The organism is Burkholderia sp. YIM B11467 (assembly GCF_052952715.1).
The window spans coordinates 1-16,648 of record NZ_JBQVSQ010000005.1 but is presented as its reverse complement, the minus strand read 5'-3'; the positions used below and the strand labels follow the sequence as shown (position 1 = coordinate 16,648).

The 16,648-nt window shown below is 64.5% G+C and carries 17 protein-coding genes; 4 read left to right on the top strand and 13 right to left on the bottom strand.

The genetic code is table 11. The features are described 5' to 3' along the window. Positions 1 to 39 precede the first annotated feature (39 nt). The gene (locus ACTRWB_RS18255) at positions 40 to 591 is read right to left on the bottom strand and encodes a DUF6013 family protein (RefSeq protein ID WP_129512248.1); all 552 of its coding nucleotides are present in this window, start codon (positions 589 to 591) and stop codon (positions 40 to 42) included. Positions 592 to 840: 249 nt separating this feature from the next. Continuing rightward, positions 841 to 1,857: a zinc-binding alcohol dehydrogenase family protein gene (locus ACTRWB_RS18250; protein ID WP_343492284.1), complete on the bottom strand. Its 1,017-nt coding sequence runs from the start codon at positions 1,855 to 1,857 to the stop codon at positions 841 to 843. 124 nt (positions 1,858 to 1,981) lie between these two features. On the opposite strand from ACTRWB_RS18250, the gene ACTRWB_RS18245 reads away from it, so the two are divergent. Beyond that, positions 1,982 to 2,923: a LysR family transcriptional regulator gene (locus ACTRWB_RS18245; protein ID WP_446902781.1), complete on the top strand. Its 942-nt coding sequence runs from the start codon at positions 1,982 to 1,984 to the stop codon at positions 2,921 to 2,923. Between the two features lie 189 nt (positions 2,924 to 3,112). Further along, entirely contained in the window at positions 3,113 to 3,958 is an 846-nt protein-coding gene (serB, locus tag ACTRWB_RS18240) for a phosphoserine phosphatase SerB (protein WP_446902780.1), read from the top strand. Positions 3,959 to 4,043: 85 nt separating this feature from the next. Here serB and ACTRWB_RS18235 read toward each other — a convergent pair whose 3' ends face one another. From ACTRWB_RS18235 to rimO, 5 genes are all read right to left on the bottom strand, one after another. Continuing rightward, complete coding sequence (locus tag ACTRWB_RS18235) at positions 4,044 to 5,225, bottom strand: cystathionine beta-lyase (protein WP_446902779.1); 1,182 nt, start codon at positions 5,223 to 5,225, stop codon at positions 4,044 to 4,046. Positions 5,226 to 5,338: 113 nt separating this feature from the next. After that, positions 5,339 to 5,881, bottom strand: a complete 543-nt coding sequence (locus ACTRWB_RS18230) for a hypothetical protein (RefSeq protein ID WP_129512253.1) — start codon at positions 5,879 to 5,881, stop codon at positions 5,339 to 5,341. Positions 5,882 to 5,899: 18 nt separating this feature from the next. Then, the gene (gene bktB / locus ACTRWB_RS18225; RefSeq protein ID WP_446902778.1) at positions 5,900 to 7,090 is read right to left on the bottom strand and encodes a beta-ketothiolase BktB; all 1,191 of its coding nucleotides are present in this window, start codon (positions 7,088 to 7,090) and stop codon (positions 5,900 to 5,902) included. Positions 7,091 to 7,159: 69 nt separating this feature from the next. Next, on the bottom strand, positions 7,160 to 8,086 hold the full coding sequence (locus ACTRWB_RS18220) for a sugar kinase (protein ID WP_343492280.1): 927 nt from the start codon (positions 8,084 to 8,086) through the stop codon (positions 7,160 to 7,162). Positions 8,087 to 8,089: 3 nt separating this feature from the next. After that, positions 8,090 to 9,451, bottom strand: a complete 1,362-nt coding sequence (gene rimO / locus ACTRWB_RS18215) for a 30S ribosomal protein S12 methylthiotransferase RimO (protein WP_048250895.1) — start codon at positions 9,449 to 9,451, stop codon at positions 8,090 to 8,092. Positions 9,452 to 10,430: 979 nt separating this feature from the next. Between rimO and ACTRWB_RS18210 the strand changes: the two genes are divergently transcribed. Further along, on the top strand, positions 10,431 to 11,369 hold the full coding sequence (locus tag ACTRWB_RS18210) for a hypothetical protein (protein WP_446902777.1): 939 nt from the start codon (positions 10,431 to 10,433) through the stop codon (positions 11,367 to 11,369). A gap of 225 nt (positions 11,370 to 11,594) precedes the next feature. Here the strand turns inward: ACTRWB_RS18210 and ACTRWB_RS18205 are convergent, their stop codons facing one another. Both ACTRWB_RS18205 and ACTRWB_RS18200 read right to left on the bottom strand, forming a co-directional pair. Beyond that, positions 11,595 to 11,885, bottom strand: coding sequence for a type II toxin-antitoxin system PemK/MazF family toxin (locus ACTRWB_RS18205; RefSeq protein ID WP_446902776.1), 291 nt, complete (start codon positions 11,883 to 11,885; stop codon positions 11,595 to 11,597). A 24-nt stretch (positions 11,886 to 11,909) separates the two neighbouring features. Next, positions 11,910 to 12,182, bottom strand: coding sequence for an AbrB/MazE/SpoVT family DNA-binding domain-containing protein (locus tag ACTRWB_RS18200; protein ID WP_343492276.1), 273 nt, complete (start codon positions 12,180 to 12,182; stop codon positions 11,910 to 11,912). Between the two features lie 447 nt (positions 12,183 to 12,629). Here ACTRWB_RS18200 and ACTRWB_RS18195 point away from each other — a divergent pair, with 447 nt between their 5' ends. Beyond that, positions 12,630 to 12,863: a hypothetical protein gene (locus ACTRWB_RS18195; RefSeq protein WP_343492275.1), complete on the top strand. Its 234-nt coding sequence runs from the start codon at positions 12,630 to 12,632 to the stop codon at positions 12,861 to 12,863. Positions 12,864 to 13,010: 147 nt separating this feature from the next. Here ACTRWB_RS18195 and ACTRWB_RS18190 read toward each other — a convergent pair whose 3' ends face one another. The 4 genes from ACTRWB_RS18190 to ACTRWB_RS18175 all read right to left on the bottom strand — a co-directional run. Beyond that, positions 13,011 to 13,847, bottom strand: a complete 837-nt coding sequence (locus tag ACTRWB_RS18190) for a lysozyme inhibitor LprI family protein (RefSeq protein WP_446902775.1) — start codon at positions 13,845 to 13,847, stop codon at positions 13,011 to 13,013. Positions 13,848 to 14,279: 432 nt separating this feature from the next. Continuing rightward, positions 14,280 to 14,846, bottom strand: a complete 567-nt coding sequence (phaR, locus tag ACTRWB_RS18185) for a polyhydroxyalkanoate synthesis repressor PhaR (RefSeq protein WP_129512258.1) — start codon at positions 14,844 to 14,846, stop codon at positions 14,280 to 14,282. Between the two features lie 119 nt (positions 14,847 to 14,965). Continuing rightward, positions 14,966 to 15,706 carry a 3-ketoacyl-ACP reductase gene (locus tag ACTRWB_RS18180; protein ID WP_193098495.1) on the bottom strand — a complete coding sequence of 247 codons (741 nt, stop codon included), beginning with the start codon at positions 15,704 to 15,706 and terminating at the stop codon, positions 14,966 to 14,968. A gap of 120 nt (positions 15,707 to 15,826) precedes the next feature. Beyond that, the coding region (locus ACTRWB_RS18175) for an acetyl-CoA C-acetyltransferase (protein WP_446902774.1) at positions 15,827 to 16,648 on the bottom strand (822 nt) is incomplete at its 5' end.

The window sequence follows — 16,648 nt, the reverse complement described above, 5'->3', positions numbered from 1 at the left end:
TGCGCGCACCGGACGACCCACCTGCCCGCGCGGCGCCGTTCAATGCTTGATCGACACCGTCACCTTCGTGCCATCGCTCATCGTCACGGACTTCGAACCACCGTTGGTCGAAATCGACACCCACTTCACCTGGCTCACCGACGCGACGTCCGGACACTGCAGCGATTTGCCGCCGGCCGTCACGTTGCGCGTGCCCTTCGGCGCGGCCGCCTGGAAGCTCAGCTGTACGTTGGCAACGCCCTTCGCGTCGACCGACGGCGCAAGCCGCACCTGGGTCTGGCGCACCATCGCACCGTTCTCGTCGCGCGGCAGGCTGTCGGCGTTCGGGCAGCCGCTCGGCATCGCGACCGCGCCGCTCGGCGGCACCGACTTCCAGTTGAAGTCGTCCGTCTCGCCCGAGCGGATCTTGCGGGTCTCCTGCGTATTACCGAAGGTCTTCGAATCGACCTTGACGGTGTATTCGAGCTGTCCCGTACCGCCGCCCTTCAGGCTGCCCTTGACCGGCGGCGCCGCGAATACGCTCGCGCTGACGCACGCCGCCGCGAACACGACCGACCACGATGCGGCGACCGACAAGCTGCGTTGGCTCATGCTGACCTCCTTGTAATGCGGCGGCACGCGCGTGCCGCGCGGTTTTCGATGCATGATGCGCTGCCAGTCTACCGCCAAGCGGGATGCAATGCGCCGCAAACGCATCGGGTGTTACCCCGCTTGCGCTCGCGACGCCGCAACCTTACGCGTGAGGCCGGCGCTCGGGAAAACGCCGGGCCGCCTCGAAGGAAGTCACCTTGGGGGAGGCCCGTCGAGGGGCGTGGTACGAAGCGACGGGCCTGACGGCGCTCAGAAGCCGCTCAGCACGAGCTTGCCGATCGCGCGCCCGCCCTCGAGCAACTGATGCGCGCGCCGCACGTTCGCCGCATTGATCGCGCCGAGCTGCTCGCCGACCGTCGTACGCAGCGTGCCGCTGTCGACGAGCCGCGCGACTTCGCCGAGGATCCGGTGCTGCTCGATCATGTCCGGCGTCTCGAACATCGCGCGCGTGAACATGAATTCCCAATGAAACGCGGCGCTCTTCGCCTTCAGCAGTTCGACCGGCACCGGCTTATCGTTCTCGACGATCGTGCAAATGCCGCCCTGCGGCCGGATTACTTCCGCAGCGGCAGGGAAATGGCGGTCCGTGTCGTTGAAGATCAGCACGTAGTCGACGTTCGGATGCCCTGCGTCGCGCAACTGCGCAGGCAGGTCGCCGAAATGGTCGACCACCGCGTCGGCACCGAGCGAGCGCACCCATTCGGCCGACGCCGGCCGCGACGCGGTCGCGATCACGTGCAGCTTGCCGAGCGTCTTCGCCAGCTGGATCGCGATCGAGCCCACGCCGCCCGCGCCGCCGATGATCAGCACCGACTTGCCGGCGTCCGCGCCCTGCGGCGATACATGCAGCCGGTCGAACAGCGCTTCCCATGCGGTCAGCGCGGTGAGCGGTAGCGCGGCCGCCGCCGCGAAGTCGAGCGTGCGCGGCTTCAGCGCGGCGATCCGCTCGTCGACCGCATGGAATTCGCTGTTCGTGCCGGGCCGCGTGATGCTGCCCGCGTAGAACACTTCGTCGCCGGGCCGGAACAGCGTGACGTCGGCGCCGACCGCGACGACCGTGCCGGCCGCATCCCAGCCGAGCACGCGCGGTGTGTCCTCGACCTTCGGTTTCGGCGCGCGCACCTTGAAATCCACCGGGTTCACGGAAACGGCCTCGACCTTCACGAGCAGGTCGCGCGGGCCCGGCACGGGCTGCGGCAGTTCCACGTCGAGCAAGGCTTGCGGGTCGTCGATCGGCAGATAGCGGGTCAGTCCAACGGCTTTCATCACGAAACTCCTTTCAGGGAAACCGGGCGGGCTGCGGCGCAGCCCCATGAACGTCATCGTAGGCAACCCGATCCTTCGAGAAAACCGCTATATTTCCTGAAACATTTTCAGGAATTTCAAAATAATGCCGTCCGATCCGATTCCGGCGCCCGACAAGCCGCTCGACCTGCTCGACGTCGCGCTGTTCGTGCGCGCGGCGCTGCTCGCGAACGTCACCGCAGCCGGACGCGAGTTCGGCGTCTCGGCCGCGGTCGCGAGCGCGCGCATCGCGCAGCTCGAGCGTCAGCTCGGCGCGCGGTTGCTGCACCGCACCACGCGCCGCATCAGCCTCACGCAGGACGGCGAAGTCTTCATGGCGCGCGCCGACGCGCTGCTGTCGGCCGCCGACGCCGCGCGCGCGTCGGTCGGCCGTGGCCGCAGCGAGCCGTACGGGCGGCTGAAGGTGTCGATGTCGTCGTCGTTCGGCCGCCAGCATGTCGCGCCGGTGATTCCCGCGTTCCTGCGCCGCTACCCGTCGGTGTCGCTCGACCTGCGGCTGTCCGACGAGATCGTCGATCTCGTCGACGATGGCTACGACGTCGCGGTCCGCCTTGGCGCGCTGAAGGATTCGACGCTCGTCGCGCGCAAGCTCGCCGTGAACCGCCGTGTGCTGTGCTGCTCGCCCGCGTATCTCGCCGAGCGCGGCACGCCGCGCCATCCGGCCGACCTTGCACAACACGAATGCGTGATCCTCGGCGACCAGCGCGACTGGTCGTTCGCCACGCCGCAAGGCCCGCTCACCGTGCGGGTCGGCGGCCGGCTCGTCGCGAGCAACGGCGAGGCGATCCGCGAAGCGCTCGTCGACGGCTTCGGGATCGCGATCAAGTCGACCTGGGACGTCGGCCCGCTGCTCGCGAGCGGCGCGCTCGTCACGGTGCTCGACGACTATCCGTTCGCGGACGACGTCGCGATCTGGGCCGTCTATCCGAGCCGCGCGCACGTGCCGCTGAAGACGCTCGCGTTCATCGCGTTTCTCGCCGAGCATTTCGGCGATCCGCCTTATTGGGATCGCGCGGACGAACGTTAGGCACCGGTGTTCGTGCTCGCGCCGCGCGCGTGCCGGTTCGCGTCCGGCCTCAGGATTCGTACCGGCCTCGACCGAGCGGCTACAATGGCGCGTTCGCGACGCAATGGCCCGCAGCCGAACGGGGCCGCGTTCGCAGGCGGCCGCCCGTTGGCCGCGTAAGCGTTTCATTCGCCTTCCAACCATCCCGCCATGACCCACAACCTCGTCATCCAGAGTCTTGCGCCGCTGTCGGACGCCCATCACAAACCGCTGCTCGCGCTGTCGCGCGGCACCCGCATCGTGCAGACCGACGATCACGCGCTGCGCATCGACAATGCGAACCCGGCGCAGCGTCTCGACATCGACGCGTACTGCGGCACGCACGCGCTCGACTTCGCATTCGTCGAGGTCGGCCTCGCGCTCGGCGATTTCGGGCTCGTCGTGATGGACATGGATTCGACGCTGATCACGATCGAATGCATCGACGAGATCGCCGATTTCTGCGGCCTGAAAACGCAGGTCGCCGAGATCACCGAAGCGTCGATGCGCGGCGAGATCCGCGATTTCAACGAAAGCCTCACGCGCCGCGTCGCGCTGCTGGCCGGGCTCGACGCGCAGGCGCTCGAACGCGTGTACGAGGAGCGGCTGCAACTGTCGCCCGGCGCCGAAACGATGCTGGCCGGCGTGAAGGCTGCCGGCATGAAGACGCTGCTCGTGTCGGGCGGCTTCACGTTCTTCACCGAGCGGCTGAAGGCGCGCCTCGGCCTCGACTACGCGCAGGCGAACACGCTCGAGATCGTCGACGGCAAACTGACCGGCAAGGTGCTCGGCGAGATCGTCAACGCCGACGTGAAGGCGCGCCTGCTGCGCGAGACGTGCGCGTCGCTCGGCCTTGCGACGAACCGCGCGATCGCGATGGGCGACGGATCGAACGACCTGAAGATGATGGCCGAAGCCGGGCTGTCGGTCGCATTCCACGCGAAGCCCGTCGTGCGCGAAGCGGCAACGGTCGCGTTCGATCACGTCGGCCTCGACGGGCTGCTGCGGCTGTTCTGATTCCGCACAACCTCAAAGACAAACGCCGGCGCGATGTCGCATCGCGCCGGCGTTTCGTTTTTCCGCGACCGTGATCGGCCTGCGATCAGCCGAGTGCGGCCTGCATCGCGCGCTCGAGGTCCGCGCGCAGGTCGGCTTCGTCCTCGAGACCGACATAGAAACGCACCAGCGTGCCGCGATGCGGCCAGTCCGGCCGCATCGACGCGACGTCGTAAGGCATCGCGAGGCTGCACGCGCCGCCCCAGCTCCAGCCGATCGCGAACAGTTCGAGCGACTCGACGAAGCGGTCGATCTGCTCCGCGCTGTAGCGCGCGTCGAACACCATCGAGAACAGCCCGCCCGCGCCCGTGAAGTCACGCATGAACGACGCGTGCCCCGGGCAGTCGGCAATCTGCGGGTGCAATACCGACGCGATCTCCGGCCGCGCCTTCAGCCACTGCGCGAGCGCAAGCGCGCTCTTGCTGTGCGCGTCGAAACGCACCTGCATGCTCGGCAGGCTGCGCAGCACGAGCGAGCAATCGTCGACCGACACGCCGATCCCGCAGCGCATCCGCGCGAGCTTCAGCTTCGCGTGCAGCTCCGCGTCCGCGGTGATCGTCGCGCCCATCAGCACGTCGCTGCCGCCCGACTGGTACTTGGTCAGCGCCTGCATCGAGATGTCGACACCGTGATCGAACGGCTTGAACGCGAGCCCGGCCGAATAGGTGTTGTCGATCGCGGTGACGATGCCGCGCGCCTTCGCGACCGCCGTGATCGCCTGCACGTCGGGCACTTCCATTGTCACCGAGCCGGGCGCCTCGATCCAGATCAGCCGCGTGTTCGGCTGGATCAGGTCCGCGATGCCGGCGCCGATGAGCGGATCGTAGAAGCGTGCCGTGATGCCGAAATCCTTCGCGAGCCAGTTGCCGAAGTCGGCATTCGGCCCGTACACGTTGTGCGGAATCAGCACGTCGTCGCCCGCTTTCACGATCCCGAAATAGACGTTCATGATCGCTGCGAGGCCCGACGGCTGCAGCAGCGCGTGCGTGCCGCCCTCGATCTCGGCGAGCCGCTGCGCGAGCGCGAGCGACGTCGGCGTCGCGTGCAGCCCGTAGCGCCACTGGTTGTCGTTGTGCCACACGAGCGCGCGCATCGTCGCGAGATCGGGGAACACGACCGTCGACGCACGCGCGACCGGCGGCACGAACGAACGGAAGCCTTCCGGAATGACGTCGTCGGGTTGAACGATGCGGGTTTGTAGCGCGCGCTTGGAAGTGGATGCAGTCATGACAGGAAGGCGGGCACGAGGCCGTTCGGTTGCGGAATGTGTCGCTAGATTAGCCAAAATCGGCGCATTTGGCCCGGTACAATGCGCGCCGCGCACACCGAGCCAGCGCGAGCTCAGTCGTCGGTGCGCAGGTTGACGACGCCGCCTACCGTCTCGATCTCCTGCACGCGGCCGTCGCGCACCTGCAGCGCCGCGCGCTTGCCCGGCGCGAGACGCAGCACGACGGGCTGCGGGTCCGACTCGTCCGAGTTCATCCGGTCGGCCTTCAGGTCGCCCGTCGCGTCGAAGCGGCCGACCCACACGCCCGTGATGTTCGTACCGTCGTTCGATTCCTCGATTTCCAGCGTATCGCCGTCGCGATCGCCCGCGAGCAGGACGACCTCACCCGTGTCGGTGAACTGGTATTCGCCATGCACGCCTTCCTCGTCCGTCTTCGGGCCGAGATGCACGACGATCGGCCGGTCGCCGAGCGTGCCTTCGTAACGCGGCAGGCGAGCAAACTCGGGATTCGGCCGCAGCGGCCGCGCGGGTGCCGGTTCGTCCTGTTGCGTGCCCGGCGCGACGGCCTGCGCCGCGACCGCGCCCGACATCGCCATGCCCGCCGCCAGCGCGCCCGCGACGACGAGCGCCCGTTGCCATTCCGAATATCGACCCACCTTGCGTTGCTCCTTGCTTCAGATTCGCTCGAAAATCGCGGCGATGCCCTGCCCGCCGCCAATGCACATCGTGACGAGCGCGTAACGGCCGCCGACGCGCTGCAACTCGTACAGCGCCTTGACGGCGATCAGCGCGCCCGTCGCGCCGATCGGGTGGCCGAGCGAAATGCCGGACCCGTTCGGATTCACCTTTGCCGGGTCGAGACCCAGTTCCTGCGTCACCGCGCAGGCCTGCGCGGCGAATGCCTCATTTGCCTCGATCACGTCGAGATCGGCGACCGTCAGCCCTGCGCGCGCGAGCGCCTTCTGCGTGGCCGGCACGGGACCGATCCCCATGTAGGCCGGATCGACGCCCGCGTGCGCATACGCGACGAGGCGCGCCAGCGGCTTCGCGCCGCGCTTCTCGGCAACGCCGCGCTCCATCAGCAGCACCGCGGCCGCCGCGTCGTTGATACCCGACGCGTTGCCGGCCGTCACCGTGCCGTTCTCCTTCACGAACACGGGCCGCAGCTTCGAGAAATCCTCCAGGCTTGCGTCGTGGCGCACGTGCTCGTCGCGATCGAACATGACCGGCGTGCCCTTCTTCGAGCCGATCAGCTCAACCGGCAGGATCTGCTCCTTGAAGTAGCCGGCCTTCGCCGCATGCGACGCGCGGCGGTGCGATTCGAGCGCGAGCGCATCCTGTGTGTCGCGCGAAATGCCGTACTTCGCCGCGACGTTCTCGGCCGTCACGCCCATGTGGATCGTCTGGAACGGATCGTTCAGCGCGCCGACCATCATGTCGACCGCGCGCATGTCGCCCATGCGCTGCCCGAAGCGCGCGGCCGGGATCGAATACGGCGCGCGGCTCATGTTCTCCGCGCCGCCCGCGATCGCGATGTCCGCATCGCCGAGCAGCACGCCCTGCGCGGCCGACACGATCGCCTGCAGCCCCGAACCGCACAGCCGGTTGACCGTGAGCGCCGGTGCATGTTGCGCGACGCCGCCGTTGATCGCGGCAACGCGCGCGAGATACATGTCCTTCGGCTCCGTGTGCACCACGTTGCCGAACACCACGTGGCCGACCTCGTCGCCCGACACCTGCGCACGCTGCAACACTTCGCGCACGACTTTCGCGCCGAGCTCGGTCGGCGCGATGTCCTTCAGGCTGCCGCCGAAATCGCCGATCGCGGTACGCACGCCGCTCACCACCACCACTTCACGTTGCATGTTGCCTCCTCATCCTTGTCAGCGAATGAATCGATCGTGCGGGGTCGTGGCCGGCGTGCGTGTTCCGCGTCAGCCTTGCATCAGGCGCTCCACCGCGTCGCGGTGCGGAATCGGCGCGACCGCGCCGTAGCCCGTCGTCGACAGCGCAGCCGCCGCGTTCGCATAACGCGCCGCCGCGAACGGATCGTCGCCCGCGACGATCCGCGCGACGAATGCGCCGCCGAAGCAATCGCCCGCGCCTGTCGCATCGACCGCCTCGACCGCAAAGCCCGGCACGACGCGCCGCTCGTTCGGCGTCGCCACATACGCGCCGTCCTTGCCGAGCTTCAGCGCGACGACCTGCGGCCCGTGTTCGAGCATCGCGTCGACGATCGCGTCGCGATCGTTCGCGCCCGTGAGCGCCGTGACGTCGTCCCAGCTGGGCAGGCAGATGTCCGTCTGGCGCAGCGCCTCGCGCATCACCGCACGAGCGCGCGACAACGGCCACAGCTTCAGGCGCAGGTTCGTGTCGAAGCTGACCTTCGCGCCGTTGCGGCGCGCATGGTCGACCGCCGCGAACGCGGCGTCGCACGCGGCCGTGCTGATCGCGAGGCTGATGCCCGACAGGTGCACGGCCTTCGCGGCCGCCAGCGCGTCGAGCGGCAGATCGCCCACCGCATAGCGGCTCGCCGCGGAGCCCGCGCGCAGATAGTCGAACTGGTGGCCGTCGGCGCCGTGCGTGACGAAATACACGCCGGTCGGCGCCGCGCGGTCGATCCGCACGTACGTCGTATCGACGTGCTCGGCGCGCCACATGTCGGCCAGCAGGCGGCCGAACGGATCGTCGCCGATCGCCGACACGAAGCCGGTCGACGCGCCCTGGCGTGCCGCGGCGATGCAGAAGTTCGACGTATCGCCGCCGAAGCCCTGCAGGAACTCGGGACGGCCCGGCTGCGACTGGTTGAATTCGATCATCGCCTCGCCGAGCGCGAGGATCTCCGGAAATGCGCCGGTCATTGCTTACACCTCGCCCCACAGATCGTGGCCGTCGGCGCCCGTGATCTTCACGGACACGAAATCGCCGACCTTGTAGCGCTTCGACGCCTTCGCCGCCGGCTCGACATAAACGACACCGTCGATCTCCGGCGCATCCGCCGCCGTGCGGCCGATGCCGCCTTCCGCGCTGACTTCGTCGATCAGCACCTTGAGGGTCTTGCCGACCTTGCGCTGGATGCGGTTCGCCGACACTTCCTCGGCCACTTCCATGAAGCGCGCGCGACGTTCCTCGCGGACCTCGTCGGGCAGCGCACCGTCGAGTTCATTCGCGGTCGCGCCTTCGACCGGCGAGTACGCGAAGCAACCGACGCGATCGAGTTCCGCCACGCGGATGAAGTCGAGCAGCGTTTCGAACTGCTCTTCCGTCTCGCCGGGGAAGCCCGCGATGAACGTGCTGCGGATCGTCAGGTCCGGGCACATCTCGCGCCACTTCTGCACGCGCTCGAGCACCTTCTCGGCGTTCGCCGGACGCTTCATGCGCTTCAGCACTTCGGGGTGCGCGTGCTGGAACGGCACGTCGAGATACGGCAGCACGTGGCCCTTGAACGGGCCTTCGGCCATCAGCGGAATCACTTCGTCGACGCTCGGGTACGGATACACGTAGTGCAGGCGCACCCATGCGCCGTACTGCGCGGCGAGTTCGCCGAGCGCGGCGACCAGGTCGGTCATGCGCGTCTTGATCGGCTTGCCGTTCCAGAAGCCCGTGCGGTACTTCACGTCGACGCCGTACGCGCTCGTGTCCTGCGAGATCACCAGCAGTTCCTTCACGCCCGACTTGAACAGGTTCTCGGCTTCCAGCATCACTTCGGCGACCGGGCGCGACACGAGATCGCCGCGCATCGACGGGATGATGCAGAACGTGCAGCGGTGGTTGCAGCCTTCGGAAATCTTCAGGTACGCGTAGTGGCGCGGCGTGAGCTTGATGCCGGCGGCCGGTACGAGGTCGACGAACGGGTCGTGCGGCTTCGGCAGGTGCGAGTGCACGGCCTGCATCACTTCGCCCACCGCGTGCGGGCCGGTGACGGCGAGCACCTTCGGATGGACTTCCTCGATCAGGTTCGAGCCGCTGGCGCTCGACTTCGCGCCGAGGCAGCCGGTGACGATCACCTTGCCGTTCTCGGTCAGCGCTTCGCCGATCGCGTCGAGGCTTTCCTGCACGGCTTCGTCGATGAAGCCGCAGGTGTTCACGACGACGAGGTCGGCGCCGTCGTAGGTGCCGGAGATTTCATAACCTTCGGCACGCAGCTGGGTGATGATTTGTTCGGAGTCGACGAGGGCTTTCGGGCACCCGAGGGATACGAACCCTACTTTTGGGGATTGGGACATCTGGATGTGTGGGGGCGTGGCAGCAAAAGCGTGAGTTTACAGCGATTTAGGGTTCGGCGAGGCAAAACTGGCGGGGAAAGCGGTCATGGCGTGTTGGATCGGATAGGCCGCCAGATCGGCAGTGGATCGGGGGATGGGGGGTGATACGTCCCCTTCTCTTCGGGATGAGGGTCTGTCGGCCTGTCAACAGCGGTACATCAGGCAAGGCGCGCTTGGCGTATCCCCGCGCGCCATCAAGGACAACGAGGTGCCGGCCGACTTCGTCCTGAAGTCGAGGGTCTGAATCGCCTAAGCCGCGCTGAATCGCTACAGGCTCAGGGGCAGATTGTGAACGCCGGCATCTCGGTTGTGACGACCAGCGACAGCACGGATACAACCGCGAGCGGCTGAAGGCGCAACCGATCGTTTGTTAGGCTGCACGAAGGGCGCTTCGCGCTGTACCGGCGACCTGTGCTCGATGTCCCTATGGGAAGCGTTTCCGCGCTCCGTGGGCCAGCATCAACACTGCGTGCGGCCACTGCCGGGAAATGAACCCGAGGGTCCGGGTCATCGAATCGAACGTAAGAGAGAACCACGGCAACGAAGAAGCCGACCGAGATCGCCGGTACGGACGATGTGCAGTTCATCGCGCCGATCACCAGCACGATCAGCTTTCACGGGTTGCGGATCACCACGCCGGTCGGCAGCGGGCATCTTCGCAGATTATCGAAGCCGACCTCTGCATGAAAACAACGGTGCTTCAGGGCCGTTTTCGTTATGCCTTTCGCTTAGCGCTTCGAAGTGATCGAGTGTCAGCAATTCCATCGAATCGCGCTACGTCCAGATAACACAGGCGCGTAATCGAGTGTAATGGCTCTGCGGCATGAACAAGACTACGTTTATTGCACGTGAGCGTTCAAATTTCACGTGCAGGCCTAAACAGCATTGACTTAAATACGTCGGCGATTCAAAAGCTGTTAACAATTGAGAGAGGCACATCATGAATGACAACAATCGGCTTGTTGACGAAGAAAGCAACCAGGACACTTCCCCGGACACCACCCAAGCACTAAATTACCCTTCATTGGCGACCTTCAATGGGAGGCTATACCTGGCATACAAAGGCGCCGGCAGCGACAACAACATTTACCTCACATCTTTCGATGGGAAAGAGTGGGAGAACCCGACGCCAGTCAAAAATGGTGCTTTCTGGACCACCCAGGCAGTTACATTAGCAGCATTCAACGTGAAGCTGTACATGGCGCACAAAGGTGGTCTCGACAACAACAACATTTACTGCGCATCGTTCGATGGGAAGAACTGGGATCCCAAGGAACATACCGTGCCGCAAGACAGCACTCGTCAACCGGTCGCCATGGTGACATACGATGGAAGGTTATACATGGCACACAAGGGCCCCAACGACTCGCACATTTACTTCCATAAATTCGACGGAACGAGCTGGAAATCGGGAGGCTATGTCGGCGTCCACGGCGCCGAAACCACCCAGCCGGTTGCATTGACGACGTTCAACGACAGGATGTACCTAGCATACAAGGGAGTCGACGACAACAGCATTTACTATACCTCATACAACCTCACTGGAAATAGCTGGGATCAACCGAAAAAAATCAACGACTGGGACTGGACCAGCCAGGCGGTTGCATTAGCGGCATTCAATGGGAAATTGTATATGGCGCACAAAGGGGGCGGCACCGACAACCAAATTTATTACAATTCGTTCGATGGGACAAGCTGGGGGTCCGACAGAGGAGTTTCGGGTTCCACAACATCCGAACCGGCCACATTAGCGGTATTCAATAAGAATCTGTATTTGGCGTACAAAGATGCCAAAAAATCCAGCATTCATTACAAATCATTCGATGGAGCCTCTTGGGGAACGGAACAAACGGTGCCCAATGCGTCAACGACCGAGTAATTTCGCTAATCATCGCATGCGCAGTGATTAGAAAGATCTTCTCTTATTTGCCTGCCCCCTTGCGTGATCGCATAGGTGGGCAGGCACGCATACGGCCGAAGGCTGCATTGACTATTGGCCGACGCGGTGGGCGCGATCAGTTTTTCCTTCGCTCTCAGGTCCGCTTGGAACTTGGCTTCCTTGTCACGAAACTCGCTTTGAATTTCGGCTAGTCAAACGTCGAAATCATGTTGAACACTTCTGGTCAAGTACGCCCCGAACCGTTCCTTGTAATGCCAAAGTACGAAACTCCACGCTCCTGTCACCACCGTTGCGAGCGAGGCTTGAAATCGGAATCTCCGACTCCCACCCTCGACCGGAGGACGTAATCGGTAAGCCAACTATGCGCCCCGTCAGTTCGTTGATATCGGCTGGCGTGATGACCACGACAGCGCGATAACCGTCTTGCTCGTTACCTTTGCTCGGCCCGATGTACAGCCGAATTACATCACCCGCTTCGGGTACTCCGTTCAGCATATTTTGGATCCTATCGGTTCCGCGTCAGGTGGAATCGTCCGGGCCTCCGAACTCAGTGCCCTGCGGATCGCCGAAGTCCAAAATCGGATGCGGTTCGAGTTTCCGATCGCGAAGCTGCTGCAAATATCGCTCTCGAGAAAATCGCTTGACGCCAACGTGCGGAAGAATCTGCACCTTGCCATCAACCACATGAATGTCGACTTCCTGCCCCTCTGCGAGGCGTGCCTCTTGCGCTACGCTCGCGGGAATACGAACCGCAAGACTGTTCCCCCAACGCTTGAGGGTTTGAACAGTCATCTCATATCTCCATAGCTCACGTATAAACGTGTAGATACACTTTAGCCTCATCGCATCGACGTGTTAACACCGTTGATACGTACTAGCTACCCGCACCGGCTGATTAATATCGAGTGACGTTCGGGCACCCGTGGGATGCGAACCCTACTTTGGGGGATTGGGACATCTGGACTGTGGTGGTGCAGCAGCAAAAGCGCGGGATTACAGCTATTTATGGGTCGGCGAGCCAAAACCGGCGGTTGCGATGCTACGGACCACAACGTCAATGTGCGCCTCGCGAGGGCGCGCCAGATCGATAGGGGAAACCGATCCATCCCTATCAAGACGATGCGACGAGATGACGGGCATGATCGGCAAACGCCACCGCGCCAGAATCACCCCAAAACCGCCTCACCGCTATGCGAAAATCGCAGCGTTCGTTCTCTTCCATTACCCAACGGGGCCCGCATGACCACCCACATCACGATCGAATTCACCGAACACGCTGCCGAAACCATCGGCGAGCAAACCAGCACCAGCTTTTCCTACGACCAGGGCGCACACGTTCCGCAACCCGGTGACTTCGTCGAGCTAGAGAATTCGCGGCAGACGTTTCTCGTGATCGGCCGCGTGTTTTCGCTCAAGGCGAACTACAGCGCCGTCAAGCTCGTGCTCGATCTTCCGCCGCACGACGACGAGTAAGGATTCCCGGCGCTTTGAAACAATCCGGGCCGGACCCGTCGGCGTTACCGTCGGCATTCGCACACATCCGGCCCGCGTTGCGTGAAATCGCGCCCGCGACGAGGTCGTAAAAAAGCCCGTCAAAGCGGGCTTGATTCGGTCCTGCGTTCACGGAAACATCGCCGCCGTCAGGCACCGATCGAACCACACCGCGTCGTCTCCATCACCGATCGGCCACATTTCCGCATCGAGTTGCGGCAACCCGGTTACCGGCGTTGACGCGTGGTTATCGCCACCAGCCGCCCCCGCGCGCATCCACCCCGATTGCGTTCCACCGTTGTCGCACGCACTCGCATGCGCCTGCGCTTCGCAGAACGCCACCGGTCGCACCTTCCCGCCGTCGGCCGCACTCACCAACCGGTACTGATAAACCGCGCCGGTCGCCCAGTCCTCGCTCTGGCTGCAGACCCGCGCACGATTCTGCACATGGACCGCGCCGAAACACGCATATGAAACGTGCGCGCCACTCGCATCGTCGGGAATGAAATCGCAGTTTCCGTCGAAACCCGTCAACGGGCCACCCGTGTATTTCGCGAGCCACTGCCGCTCGGCCAGCGCTCGCGCGACCAGCCCTTTACCCGACTGATCGGCCAACACGGCAGTGCGCCGATCGATTGCCTTGCGCACTTCGTCGACGGCCATCGCACGGCCATCGTAATCGGCACCGAGACGGTTGTTGCGCGCGTCGATCCAGCGGCGCTGGCTGCGCACCAGCATGTCGCGGATAGCAGCGTCCGGCGCAGCCTTCAGCACGCCCGCATAGGCCGAATTCATGCGCGCATCGGCCGCCCGCAGCCCGGGATTCGCGCAGATGCGCTTCTCGATCGGTTGCGCGGCTTTCGCGCAATCCATCGCAAAGCCCGGTGCGGCCAGGCCAATGCCGCACATGAACATCGAAGCAAAACCGGCCAGCCTGCCGGCCGATGCCATTTGAATCCCTCGCATGCTCTCTCTCATCCGGTTTGTTTTTCTTGGCCGCACCGCATCGGCGCGGCATCGAACATCGTGTCGTGCCCGGAACCCGATGCCGCGTTTCGCGACAAACGACTTCCACGGCTTTGCGGTGCTGCGCCGCTGCGGGTTCGACAGGCAAACATCCGCGCCGGTACACACGCACCTGTCAGGTGCGGTGCGTCCCGGCGTTCATTCGTATGTGACTGGAGCTCGATCGACCGGACCACGGTCATGCCCGTTCATGCCCGGCGCGAGCATTCGGTGCCGACGATCATGAACGACCGTCGGCGAACACTTCCGGCAGGCGGCAGCCGCGCAACGTCGTGCGGAAACGCACGATCGATCGGCCGCCCCGCGCCGCCTTGCTTCACGGCACCGACGCCCGACAGCTCGCGCCGCCACGGCCGGCCTGCCGCGAAATCGCTACTTCTTCTCCGGCTCCGACGCGCCCGGTTGCTTGAACGGGAACGTGCTGAACATCGATTTCGCCTGGTTCTGCATCTGTTCCTGCATCTGCACGAACATGTTCTTCGACTGCTCGATGTAGCTCGTCATCATCCCTTGCATCATCGGCGCCTGCATGTTCATGAACTGCGACCAGACTTCCGGATTCATCGCATTGGTGTCGTACAGGTTCTTCGACTGATCCGCGAGCTTGTTCTGGATATCGATGAACGCCTGGATGTTCTTTTCCAGGTACGTGCCCATCATGCCCTGCATCGCGTGACCGTAGAAGCGGATGATCTGCGACAGCATCGACGACGAGAACATCGGCACACCGCCGCTTTCCTCTTCGAGGATGATCTGAAGGAGGATGCTGCGCGTCAGGTCTTCGCTGGATTTCGCATCGACGACCTTGAAGTCCTCCTGCTCCAGCACGAGTTGCTTCACGTCGGTGAGCGTAATGTACGTGCTTGTCTCGGTATCGTAGAGCCGGCGGTTCGGATACTTCTTGATGAGCCGTTCGGCCGTCTTCTTTGTAGTGGTCATGTAACGCCCTTCTGTGCAGCGTAGCGCAAGTGACGAATCCCCGCCGCCCGAATCCGGGAGGCGGGGGCCTTCGGAACACACCCGGCTGCGCGGCCACCCGGCCCGCACAGCCCGGGCGTTCAGCCCATGTGCAGGCCGCCGTTCAGCGAAAAGTCGGCGCCCGTCGCGAAGCCGGAATCGTTCGACGCGAGCCACGCGACGATCGAGCCGATTTCCTCCGGACCGCCGAGACGTCGCACCGGGATCGTCGCGACGATCTTCTCGAGCACGTCAGGACGGATCGCCTTCACCATGTCGGTGCCAATGTAGCCCGGCGACACGGTATTGACCGTCACGCCCTTCGTCGCGACTTCCTGCGCGAGCGACATCGTGAAGCCGTGGATGCCGGCCTTCGCGGTCGAATAGTTGGTCTGGCCGAATTGCCCCTTCTGGCCGTTCACCGACGAAATGTTGACGATCCGGCCCCAGCCGCGCTCCACCATCCCGTCGATCACCTGCTTCGTGACGTTGAACAGGCTCGTCAGGTTGGTGTCGATCACGGCGGTCCAGTCTTCATGCGTCATCTTGCGGAACACGACGTCGCGCGTAATGCCCGCGTTGTTGACCAGTACGTCGATCTCGCCGACTTCGGCCTTGACCTTGTCGAACGCTTCCTTGGTCGAGTCCCAGTCGCCGACGTTGCCTTCCGACGCGATGAAATCGTATCCGAGCGCCTTCTGGTCCTCGATCCATTTCACCCGGCGCGGCGAATTCGGGCCGCAACCCGCGACCACCTTGAAGCCGTCTTTCAACAGACGCTGGCAGATGCTGGTGCCGATGCCGCCCATCCCGCCCGTTACGTACGCAATTCGCTGAGACATAAATCTCACTCCATTTTTTGGTTTCGAGAGCTGCCTGAGGCCCCTCTGACTTCACGTGGCGCCGGCCGAAGCCGCAATCGGCCGGCGCCCGGATTCGGTTCGCTGGTAGCGAACGGCCGGTTACGGACGCTCGACCGCGAGTGCGACACCCATCCCGCCGCCGATGCACAGCGACGCCAGCCCGCGCTTCGCATCGCGCTTGGCCATCTCGTGCAGCAGCGTCACCAGGATCCGGCAGCCCGACGCGCCGATCGGGTGGCCGATCGCGATCGCGCCGCCGTTCACGTTCACCTTCGACGTGTCCCAGCCCATCTGCTTGTGCACCGCCAGCGCCTGCGCCGCGAACGCCTCGTTGATCTCCATCAGGTCCAGGTCGCCCGGCGTCCAGCCCGCGCGCTCCAGGCACCGGCGCGAAGCCGGCACCGGGCCCATGCCCATCACGCTCGGATCCACGCCCGCGTTCGCGTACGCCTTGATCCGCGCCAGCGGCGTCAGGCCGAGTGCCGCCGCCTTCTGCGCCGACATCACCAGCACCGCCGCCGCGCCGTCGTTCAGGCCCGACGCGTTCGCCGCCGTCACCGAACCGTCCTTCGAGAACGCCGGCTTCAGCCCCGCCAGCGAGTCCGCCGTCACGCCGTGACGCACGAACTCGTCGGTCGCGAACTGCAGCGGCTCGCCCTTGCGTTGCGGAATCGACACCGGCACGATCTCGTCGTTGAAGCGGCCGGCCTTCTGCGCGGCTTCCGCCTTGTTCTGCGACAGCGCCGCGAATGCGTCCTGCTCGTCGCGCGTGATCCCGTATTCCTTCGCGACGTTCTCCGCCGTGATACCCATGTGGTACTGGTTGTACACGTCCCACAGGCCGTCGACGATCATCGTGTCGACCAGCTTCGCGTCGCCCATCCGGAACCCGTCGCGCGAGCCCGGCAGCACGTGCGGCGA